Source organism: Peptostreptococcus canis (genome assembly GCF_014229965.1).
In the GTDB taxonomy this organism is placed as follows: domain Bacteria; phylum Bacillota; class Clostridia; order Peptostreptococcales; family Peptostreptococcaceae; genus Peptostreptococcus; species Peptostreptococcus canis.
In genome coordinates, this window is record NZ_JABGBW010000003.1 from 75,425 (window position 1) to 86,530 (window position 11,106).

At 27.9% G+C, this 11,106-nt stretch carries 10 protein-coding genes; 3 read left to right on the forward strand and 7 right to left on the reverse strand.

The features are described 5' to 3' along the window. The first annotated feature begins 202 nt into the window (after positions 1–202). From HLB29_RS05740 to HLB29_RS05750, 3 genes are read left to right on the forward strand one after another with little or no spacing between them, the layout of a single operon-like run. Positions 203–568 carry a GntR family transcriptional regulator gene (locus HLB29_RS05740; RefSeq protein WP_185624205.1) on the forward strand — a complete coding sequence of 122 codons (366 nt, stop codon included), beginning with the start codon at positions 203–205 and terminating at the stop codon, positions 566–568. After that, positions 568–1,266: an ABC transporter ATP-binding protein gene (locus HLB29_RS05745; protein ID WP_185624206.1), complete on the forward strand. Its 699-nt coding sequence runs from the start codon at positions 568–570 to the stop codon at positions 1,264–1,266. Before HLB29_RS05740 ends, HLB29_RS05745 begins: the two co-directional genes overlap by 1 nt. Next, the gene (locus tag HLB29_RS05750; protein ID WP_185624207.1) at positions 1,260–2,102 is read left to right on the forward strand and encodes a hypothetical protein; all 843 of its coding nucleotides are present in this window, start codon (positions 1,260–1,262) and stop codon (positions 2,100–2,102) included. The genes HLB29_RS05745 and HLB29_RS05750 overlap by 7 nt, the downstream gene beginning before the upstream one ends. A gap of 121 nt (positions 2,103–2,223) precedes the next feature. Here the strand turns inward: HLB29_RS05750 and HLB29_RS05755 are convergent, their stop codons facing one another. From HLB29_RS05755 to HLB29_RS05785, 7 genes are all read right to left on the reverse strand, one after another. Then, the gene (locus tag HLB29_RS05755; RefSeq protein WP_185624208.1) at positions 2,224–3,132 is read right to left on the reverse strand and encodes a CPBP family intramembrane glutamic endopeptidase; all 909 of its coding nucleotides are present in this window, start codon (positions 3,130–3,132) and stop codon (positions 2,224–2,226) included. 263 nt (positions 3,133–3,395) lie between these two features. After that, complete coding sequence (locus HLB29_RS05760; protein WP_185624209.1) at positions 3,396–4,586, reverse strand: cell wall-binding repeat-containing protein; 1,191 nt, start codon at positions 4,584–4,586, stop codon at positions 3,396–3,398. A gap of 171 nt (positions 4,587–4,757) precedes the next feature. Next, positions 4,758–5,435 carry a Crp/Fnr family transcriptional regulator gene (locus tag HLB29_RS05765; protein WP_185624210.1) on the reverse strand — a complete coding sequence of 226 codons (678 nt, stop codon included), beginning with the start codon at positions 5,433–5,435 and terminating at the stop codon, positions 4,758–4,760. Positions 5,436–5,453: 18 nt separating this feature from the next. Continuing rightward, positions 5,454–6,887, reverse strand: coding sequence for a hypothetical protein (locus tag HLB29_RS05770; RefSeq protein WP_185624211.1), 1,434 nt, complete (start codon positions 6,885–6,887; stop codon positions 5,454–5,456). A gap of 61 nt (positions 6,888–6,948) precedes the next feature. Continuing rightward, a complete protein-coding gene (gene folK / locus HLB29_RS05775) occupies positions 6,949–7,764 on the reverse strand; it encodes a 2-amino-4-hydroxy-6-hydroxymethyldihydropteridine diphosphokinase (protein ID WP_185624212.1) in 816 nt (271 codons plus the stop codon). A gap of 118 nt (positions 7,765–7,882) precedes the next feature. Further along, positions 7,883–8,077 (reverse strand): hypothetical protein, encoded by a 195-nt coding sequence (locus tag HLB29_RS05780; RefSeq protein ID WP_185624213.1) that lies wholly within the window; start codon positions 8,075–8,077, stop codon positions 7,883–7,885. 472 nt (positions 8,078–8,549) lie between these two features. Further along, complete coding sequence (locus tag HLB29_RS05785) at positions 8,550–11,042, reverse strand: cell wall-binding repeat-containing protein (protein WP_185624214.1); 2,493 nt, start codon at positions 11,040–11,042, stop codon at positions 8,550–8,552. Positions 11,043–11,106: the final 64 nt, after the last annotated feature.

Sequence of the window (11,106 nt, forward strand, 5' to 3'; positions counted from 1 at the left end):
AATTATTATTATTTGATTATAATTTTGATTGTGTAATAAAATCAGTTTTAAATATCATAAGGATTAATAAATGGACTTTTATAATCTAATCAAAAACGAAATAGAATTTTTATATAAATTTTTCAAAAAAGTATTGACAATTTACCGTGTCAATTGTATTATTGTATTAATTAATTAATACAATAATACAAGGAGGTTGTTTATGCAGGATTTTGATAATAATATACCTATCTATATTCAGCTCATAGATAGATTGCAAAGCCAAATACTCTCAGGTGAACTTTCTCCAGGAGACAAACTTGATTCAGTCAGAGGCTTGGCCGATCTGTATCAGGTAAATCCTAACACAGTTCAAAGATCTCTTGCTGATTTAGAAAGTAGCGGTCTGATAGTATCTAAAAGAGCTGTTGGAAAATTTGTCACTGAAGATGTAAGATTAATATCGACAATAAGAGAAAAGCATATTGATGACGAAATAAGAAACATGCTCGAAAAACTTTATAAAGAAGGTTACACAAAAGAAGAGATATACTCTTCACTTAAAAAAATATTGGAGGGGAATAAATAATGGAAAAGCTATTAGAAATAAGAGATTTACATAAATCTTATGGAAGAAAAAAAGTACTTGATGGCTTGGATTTTGATCTTGAGTCGGGCAAAATAGTTGGACTTTTAGGCCCAAATGCAAGTGGAAAATCTACTTTAATCAAAACTATAAACGGATTATTAAAGCCGGACTCCGGAACTATAAAAATAAACGGATATGAACCCGGAATAGAAACCAAAGCAATAGTTTCTTATTTACCTGAAAGAACCTATATAAATGATTGGATGAAAATTAGAGATATTGTAGAATTTTTTGATGAAATGTACTATGATTTTGATATTGAAAAGGCATTTAAATTGCTGGCCGACTTGAACCTAAATCTGGATGACAAAGTAAAGAATCTTTCAAAAGGCTCAAAAGAGAAAGTTCAACTTATTCTTGTAATGTCAAGACACGCAAAACTTTATATACTTGATGAACCAATTGGAGGAGTTGACCCGGCAGCTAGGAGTTATATAATAAAAACAATAATAAATAACTTTCCTGAAGATTCTACACTTTTAATTGTAACGCATTTAATAAGCGATATAGAAGGAATTTGTGACGAAGTAGCATTCCTAAATGAAGGAAAAATTGTTTTACATGAAAATACGGATTATATAAGAAACGAAGAAGGAAAATCTGTAGATGCACTATTTAGGGAGGTATTCAAATGTTAGGAAAACTTATAAAATATGAATTAAAAAGCTCTATTAGGTATTTTATACCTATATATATCGCATTACTTGTAATATTTTCTATAAATGCAATCTCACTTTCATTTTCTTTTAAAAGTGAAGAAATATCCAGTTCCTTTGGAATCTTTTCAGGAATAATGGTATTTGCAACTATGGCTGTAATTATTACTTTGACAATTATGCTTTTATATATTACTGTTAAGAGGTTTGCAACTGGTTTTTATGGAGATGAAGGTTATTTAACAAATACTCTTCCAGTTAGCACTCATAAAATCATATTTTCCAAAGCAATTACAATGCTGATATTGAATATAATATCTTTTATAGTATTAATTTTAGCTATAGCACTCATAACCATACCATTATTTAATATAGTAGATGCTGAAAGCTCTGGACAGGCGTTTTTACAGATAAAACAATTCTGGAGAGAATTTTCTAATGAGTTAACAATAGTAATAATGCTATTTATATTATTAGAAATAATATCTTCTTTTGCTAATACTTTTATTATATATTTATGTGTTGCTGTTGCTCACCTGAAAAGTTTTGTAAATAAAAAAATATTGGTTGGAGTTATCCTTTATATATTGATATCTGTTTTACAAGGATTTCTATTCTCACCTTCCGATAAGTCTATCAAAACATTGGATGCTTTAAATAATCCTGAGGTAGCAAATAATTTTTCTTCATCAATGAGTATAATATTAAAACATTTTCAATCTTTGCTTACTACACAAACTTTAATTATTTTGGTAATGGGCATAATTGCATACTCAATTACTTATTACTTATTAAAAGGAAAACTCAATATTGAATAAAATTTTAGATATAAAGACAAAGAGAATATGGCATATGCCATATTCTCTTTGTGTAGTAAAATATATAATAAATTTATCTTGTGTGCAATTATTTAGAATTATATAAACCATGTATTATAGATTATATAACAATGGCGATTATATCAAAAATCAATACAATTATCACACCTATTCTAGTGAAAAATAATAATGAGTGATTTACTCTTTTACCCGATTTTATTTCTACTCTAGACTCCTTTAATTGTACAAAAAGCTTTTTTACTTTTAAAAATATCTCCTTACGATTTTTTACCAAAATAAATAAAAAAATTGTAAAAGATGAGATAAATATAAAGTAATCTAAAAAATTTGAAAGCCATTCATTACTTTTTGAAACATATGATGTCAATTCAACAGAAAGATTATTTAACATATGAATAATAATGCTAAATTTCAAGGAATATTTATATGCTGAATATCCAAGTACAAATCCCATAAAAAAAGTTACAAATGATTGTGACAAATTCATATGCATGAGTCCAAATAGTAAAGAAGATGTGGCTATAGCAAAATATGCACCGTATTTTTCCAGCTTTCTCATTATTACTCCTCTATATGCTATTTCTTCAATAACAGGCGCACCAATAATTGAATAAATGAAATCTCCTGCAGTATTAGACATCTCCATTGAAGGATCGTCTAATCCCGTTAGCCCGATGAAGTTCAACAATGGTTCTAGTTCATATATCAAGATTGATGCTAACTGATTTAAAACAATAATTACTGCAAAAATAATTACTATCTCTTTTATACTAAATTTAATTCTATCCGTTTTTATTTCATTCCCTATACTTCTAGTTCCATATATAAGAAAATAAGGTAGTAAAGATAATAACGCTATACTTAATGTCAAAAATCCCTCATCCATCTTTATATTAAAAAGACTAGAAAAACAACTTAATATACTAAATAAAAATGTATGAGCAAAAATAGCTACACTTAATATAAACAGGTATTTTTTATCTTCTTTAAATTTAATACAGTTTTCCATTTTATTCTCCTTTTTCATAATACCCTAACAGATTTTTTTTAATCGCAAAAGATATATTATTAATAACAAAATATAAATATTATGCCTTTACTAAAATATGCTAACACATTTATCTTGCAAAAAGGAAAAACAAAGCAAAACTTTATAAAAATTTTATTTTATTTTAATAACTTAAGAAAATTGTTTTTAATATAGTACTATAAATATTGTTATTTTTAGAATATAACACCCCTCCTAAATACAATAAATATATAGTTATAATATTAAAATTTAAGTCCTGTTATTTCTTCTTGAATTTTTAAACCAACTGAATCATAACCTCCAACAATTATCACATTCTCTATATTTCCTTCTTTTAAAAATTCTATTACTGACTTATGTAATCTATCATTTCTAGTTAATAGTACAGTTGCTCCCTCTTTACCGGCAATTGTAGAAGCAGCTAAAGCATCCGGATATTTTCTTCCATCAGCAAGTATAACAGTCTTCAATTTCTTTCCTGTTAATAATTCAAACTTCCTTGCTCCTTCAACAGATGTTTCATACCTATTGCCACCCTTAATTCTATATTTCTCATACTTTCCATATGGTATGGATTGTTCACCACCGAACACTATCCAATAATCCTTTGATAGCGAATTATTTTTAGCATTTGGAATCATGTAGGAAAGATAATTTCCACTGATTTGACCTACAATTGATGCCGCTATAAGAGCATCCGGATAATCTTTAGAATCTATACCTACATAATTTTCACCTATAGGCAGATTAATATTATTTAATTCCGTATGATAATGGTATCTCGAAAAAGCAATCTTTTCTGCAGTACGATATCTATTTGCTCCACTTATTCTATCAACTTTAGGACCAATAGAAGTTATTTCCTTAACTACTTTTGAAGAAATTGTCTTTTCACCACCTATTAAAATAACTTTCTTTGCATTTAATCTTTTTATTTCATCCTTCACATATGAATGTATCTTGTCATTTTTAACCAGTAATAATGGCACCTTTAACTGAGATACTAAAGAACCACCCACTAAGGCATCTATATATCCCTGTCCGCTTGCCACAACAACTATTTCTGACTGACTAAAATACATTTTGCTTATTTCAACAGATGTAAGATATCTATTTCTACCATAAATCCTCTTTACATTAATATTCTTTATTTTTTGATTTTCCTCTGTGTTTACATCAGCCTTTTTTTGCGTGCCATCACTATCTTTATCATTTCTATTTTCCTCAAATTTTACGGTGTTTGGTTTTACTTCAATAGAATCCAATTTCCCATTATTCAAAAAATCATCCACCTTTATATTTTCCTCTGAATACTGTAAAATACTCTCTTCTTTTTCTAATTTATCTAAATTTTGACTATCTAACGCAGAAATATTAACATTCAACGATAAAATCACACCAATACTCAATATAACAGATGATAACCTTCTCATGATTTACCTCCTTGAGTTACAAATATAAAGTTTATTTAAAATTAATCGCATAAAAAATATGATATAATTAAAAATCACTACTTTTAATTATATCATATTTTAAATACTTTTTTAATACCTGTACAGACAAATCTATTAGAATAGACACATCTGTTCTATATTTAACAAAATCTAATAGAAATCAAATTCATATTCACTTATTATTTCAAATTTATTCTTCTTATAATTTAGTAAACCTTCTTTTTTCATCTTGCTCAACTCATTTGAAAGGGCACTTCTATCCACGCATAAATAATCAGCTAGTTGTTGTCTATCAAAAGGTATCTCAAATTTATTATTACCATGTTTTATTGACATATAAGAAAGATACGAAACAATTCTTCCTCTAATCCCTTTTGATGATGTATGAGCAATTTTTCTACTAAGATTAAGATTTTTACCAGACATTACTTTAAGTAAATTTGCAAGTAATTTATCTTGAAAAGTATAGTTATATGTATAGTTATCAAATAATCTTGATAAATTCAAAAATACTATTTCAGTATCCTCGGCTGCAACTACATCAACCATTAATACTTCATTTATTGTACAAGCATACACTTCCCCAAATACATGACCTTTTGTCACATTATCAAATATACTTTTATTTCCCCATACATCATTATTTTCTATATTAACACTACCTTTTATTATTATACCCATTGAATTTATCTGTTCACCAGCATGTAGAATTGTTTCTCCTTTTAAGTATTTTTTATCAGTATATCCTAACCAATCAAACATCTCTTTTAGTTCAACTTCGTTTATTCCACTAAAAATTCTTGTATTTCTAAATATGTTAAAATCCATAATACCTCCACAAAATAATTATTCTACTATTCCATAATGACTTCTATGTAAATAATTTAAAAACCTAGAAATATCTTCATATAACGAATAGTATGAAACCGGAAATATTTCCGAATATCTACAATTATTCTCATTAGGTATTAATCCCCTATCACATAAAATCACATATGGCTTCCAATCTATATATGGTGGTATATCATCTATGTTATAATACAAAGTACTATTAATACTATTAATATTAGGATTAATTAATTTTTTCAGAGTTTCTCTATAAATTATATGATTTGCTTCGTTTTCCGCCACTATTAATATTTGTTTTTTTTCCTTTGAAAACAAAACATTGAAAAGAATCTGTATTCCTAACATATCTATTATATTTTCAGGAACATCAAATACTTCTTCCTCAAGTTCATTAGAACACCTTTCTAATATGTTTTTTAATTTTCCCACAATTTTAATCTGTTCGGTATTCAAATAAAAATGTCTTTCTAAAATAAATGCTGATATATTCATTTTCCATAGATAAAAAAATTTTAAAAAGGGTCTTTTAAAAAGTATATCATTAATAATATCTAAATCCACATTAAATTCATCTAGTATTAGTTTTTCGATTTTCGACACTTCCGGAAAAGACTCTAATATTTTCTTTCTCATATACGTATAATGAAAGTAGACCGCATCATAGCTATCCAGGTTCAATGGCAATGCTATACAAATCATGGATAAAAAAGCTATTTCATATTTATTAAAAAAGCTGTTATAGCCCAATTCTTTTACAGTTCTTTCTATATCTTTATAAATATATCCGTCTTTAAACAAATCATATTGGTTATAATATAAATCGACTCCCCTATTAACTGATTCAAACATAACGGAAATTGTAAGCTTTAGAAAATTTTCATCACCTTTATCAAGTCTTGGGCAAACTCTATCCTTTAATATTCTTGCCAGTTTTTCTACTTCCGGATAATACTCAGATTTATATATCTCCTCTGGAATCCCTAATCTCACAAAAACAGCAATTTTCACCATTCTATGGTTTATCTCATTATCTATGAAGTTTTTATTATCGTCCATAATCTTCGATAGTATAAAGAAATCTTCGACTTTTTTTCTTATTTTAAACGTTTTACTATATGAAAAATGATATTTATCAGAAATAATTGCACAACTTGTTATCCCCAATATATAGTTTTTACATACCTTTAAAAAATCTGATTCATTATATAGTGTTCTAATTAAATCATATCTGTCACATCCATGTTTAAATAAAACAGTCAACATTCCATCACTTAAACTTGAATAAAATATATATTCATCAAGAATTTTGCAAATCACATTGTAGTCTTCACTTAAAGTTGCTATAGTAATTTCCAATCTTTTGGCTAATTCATTGACTGATAAAAACTTTAACTCATAAATATATTCTACTAATTTTATCTGCCTCAACACGCTTTTTTCAATATATTTCTCAATAATTGCGGCCCCCTCCTAACACAAACATAATAAAAAATTAATCATTATCTTTGATCAAATCTATCATTTCTAAAATATTTAGTTTTTTTATAGGATGAACCAAATATGGCTCGATTTCTTCTAAAGACTTTAAAACATTTTCTCTTATATGCATTTCCGGGTGGGGTATTTTTAAATCTTCTTCAAAAATAATTTTGTCACCAAATATTAAAATATCTACATCAAGAGTTCTTTCTCCCAATTTCCTTGTAGTTTTTCTTCCAGACTTCTTCTCGACTTTTTTGCAAAATTTTAGAAGCTCATAAGGTGTATATATTGTTTCTATTTTTACAACAGCATTTAGAAAATCCGATTGTTCTAATATTCCATATGGTTTCGTTTCAATATATGTCGATTTTTTCATTTCTTTAATATATGAATCTTTTTTTATTTCTTTAGATAGTAGATCTAAATTTGCTTCTCTGTCTCCCAAATTAGAACATATAGCCAAATAGCAGATACTTCTTTCCCTTTTTATTCTCACACTCACATCGGAAAATCTCACAGGAATAGGAGCATTTGGTTTATGGACAATCAGCTCTATTGATTTTACCAAATCGTATTTTAGTAAAAGAAATTTTGCCAAATCATTTACCATTGTTTCCAACAAATCATATTTATTACTTATTGAAAAATTTCTAATATCAAGAGCAACATCACCATAATTTACGGTCTTGTATATATTATCGCCACAACTTGATGTATCAACTTCCATTTCACAATCCACACTAAATACTTGTCCTTGTTTTTTTTCACTCTCAAATACTCCATGATATGCGTAAAATTCAATACTTTCTAATTTTATCTTATCCATAATTTCTCCCTCCTCTAGACTTCTCCTATAAACTCCATTTACTCTCGTTGACTATAGATTTTACCATCTTTATCAAATCACAATTTGGTTCTACATAGTGAACTCTTACAAAAGAAGCTCACTTCATTACTCCATTGCCGTTGATGCTAATGTCCAGCCACCCTTTTATCAATGGGCTTATTATGATTAAACCTATCACGGATTTTTTAGAAGTGGCTATTCTAACCGGCAAATCATATTTACAAAGCTCATATGTCCTATTGAGCACCATTAAATTTTGTTCATAAGTTTTTTTGAAATCCAACACCTCCATCAAGAATTATCCTAATCTTTTGAAATTCCGGCTTTTTTTGCAATATTTAACATTCATTAATATCATCAATAAAATCCTTCCAAAAATCAGTATAATTTAATTTCTTCCTATTATGCATTAGACAATATATTACTTGCTAACTAAAAAGTTTAATCAAAACTTATACTAATAAAAAATAAGTATGTTAACTATATTATACTTCAAAATTGAACTGGTTTTAATAAGTTTTCAATAAATATATAAATTTTTGTAATTTTCTGTTTTTTACTTTCTACAAATAAAAAATCCACCGGTCTATGTATTATTTTCTCAAAACTTAGATTTTTACATCTAAACAAGAAATATACATAAGCCAGTGGTTATTTATTTTTGTTTACAAATATCTTATCTACTTAATTATAATTCAAGAAATTTTCTATTAATATTTTAAAACAATTTATTCATTTTATAATGCGCTAATACATACAAAAAATTATTTTTTAATCCCAGATAAGTATGTCAATACATATTCACTTAAAGTGCTTATTCCACCTATTGCTTTAAATTTAGTTATTTTTGCTAACTTAATATAGTTCTCTACACTTTTTGGTACTGAATTTTTATGCGTTAATAGTATTGGTGCTTTATGTTTTCCTGCATATGGTCCCGCTATTAATGCATCGGCAAATATTTCCCCACTTGTGACTATACCTAGTGTAGCATCTGGTATTGCAGCTTTTGCTATTATAGCAGATGTTTCATATCTATTTACTCCACCATATCTCGTTCCATTTTTAGCTCCGCTGAATTTACCATCATATTTTCCAAAAGTTCCATTTCCAATAACTTTTTTATTTATATCTAACTTGAAACCTGATCTTAATTCATTTTCAATCTTTCCAGAAATTGTACTCTTTCCGCCTGCTATATAAATTGTTTCTATATCCCAAGCATCTAAAGTTCTTCTAGTTATATTTGTTAAATCATTCTTCTTTGATAGTAATATTGGTGCATTGTGTTTTACTGCAAGCATTGACATTGATAATGCATCTGGAAATACTTCTCCTGAAGCTATTTCCACTACATTTTTATTCCCTGCACTTCTTATTCTATCAGCTATCAATCTCGCTGTATCATATCTATCAACACCATTAAATCTATGCAACACATATCCCTTTTTCTTTAAATTTTCTTCTATTTCTTTTGATACTGATGATGTTCCACCATTTATATAAACATGAGTTGGTCCTAATCTTTGTATTTCTTTTGATGTTATTTCCGGTAAGTCAACAATGTTTGTGTATAATATCGGTGCATTTATCTGTACTGAAAATGGCACTGCAGTTAATACATCTGAAAACTTATCTTTATTTGCAAGGATTACTGCTTTTGCTCCATTTGGATATAATTCTTTACTTACTTCTACAGCTGTTTCTACTCTATCTTTACCATCTATTCTATCAGGTATCTCTGGCTTTGGTTTAGGAGTATCTGATCCTCCACCTCCAGGACTAACTTTTTTTAGCTTATATCCAATTGATAAAGTATTTGATGAAACTTCGTCAATTTTATTTGTTTTTTTAAGCGTAAGAAAACTTACTTTACCAGCATCGGCAACTGCCATACCTCTAATAATACCTATAACTGGTATTTTGTTAACACCATCTGTATCTGCTAAAGTCTTGGCAACAGAATCATCAATTCTAATAACGCTCTTATTTATATCTACTTTTGATTTAGCCGGTGCAATTGCTTTTATTTCTTTTGTTGTAAGAGTTCTAAGAGTCATATTTTCAAGTATTTTTTCTGCTATAGTTCCATTTGGCTCAGGAGTTATGCTACTCTCTTCAATTCTTTCTTTGACTCCATTTTCGTCATCATGTCTAATAATGGTTCTAATAGTTAGCTTATGATTTCCTTTTGTTTCTACACCAAACTTCACCTTTGGATTTACATTGTTTATAAGAGTATTAAAACTATCCTTATTATTTCCTAAATTTGTATCATCCGCAGGATTTAATACATTTAAAAGAATTTTATTTTCTCCAAACACATATAAAGGTCTCCAAGAATAACCTTTAAATTCTAAATATAATTTTTCTGGAACAGTAAACTGGGGATCTAAATTTACCTCTAAATCTACATACGTATAACCGGCATCTCTATCACTAGTTTTGAAATTTCCTCCATCCTTTTTATTAGCATTATAACCGGATGTCAGCACATGACCAGCATAACCAACCCAAGGATTTTTATAAACTAGCATAGCAGTAGTATTATCCATCTCAAACTGTGCTTTTAATACCACTTCGTTTATATGATCGACATCATCCTTTTTAGAATATTCATCCAAAATAGTTATATCTTCATTTGCTTCCTTTTTTAATTCAACTGTCTTTGTGTCTGGAAGTATATCATTTCCTTCCATATCAGGATTTATAGCTATCTTGTTATTATTGATTTTTATCTTATTTATACCACTCAACAAAGCAAATCCTAAACCAAAATTGTCACCTGGAATAGGTTTTTCCGGATCATTTAAACTAAAATATACCCCATATAATTTAGCATTTTCTGGTATACCATTAGGAAACACTGTCGCTATCGTATCCTCTGTTGAAAATAATCTAGCACCATCAGCAAGTTCACCATTATTTACAGGCTCTTTATCTGACCAACCTAAAAATATTTTTGCGGCCCCTCTAAATAACCCCGGATTTGACTCAGGGTTTCCTAGTTTATCAGTTGCTACTGTAAAATTTCTAGTTGTATTAACTCTTTTTGATGATTCTCCTGTCCACTGATTCATAAATTCAACAGTACCATTATATTTGTTTTCCTCTGAAAACATTTCTAAATTCACCGTACTTTCAACAACTTCAGTGTCAAAAACATTGTTCTCTGCATATAAAATTGTTGATGAATATGAAATAGACAACATCAATGCAAGAGAAATCGATACTATTTTTTTAGATTTTTTTTTCATTTTTTCCTCCTATTATTTTAATTATATATAAAATTTCTATATATAAAATTTCTATATATAAAAA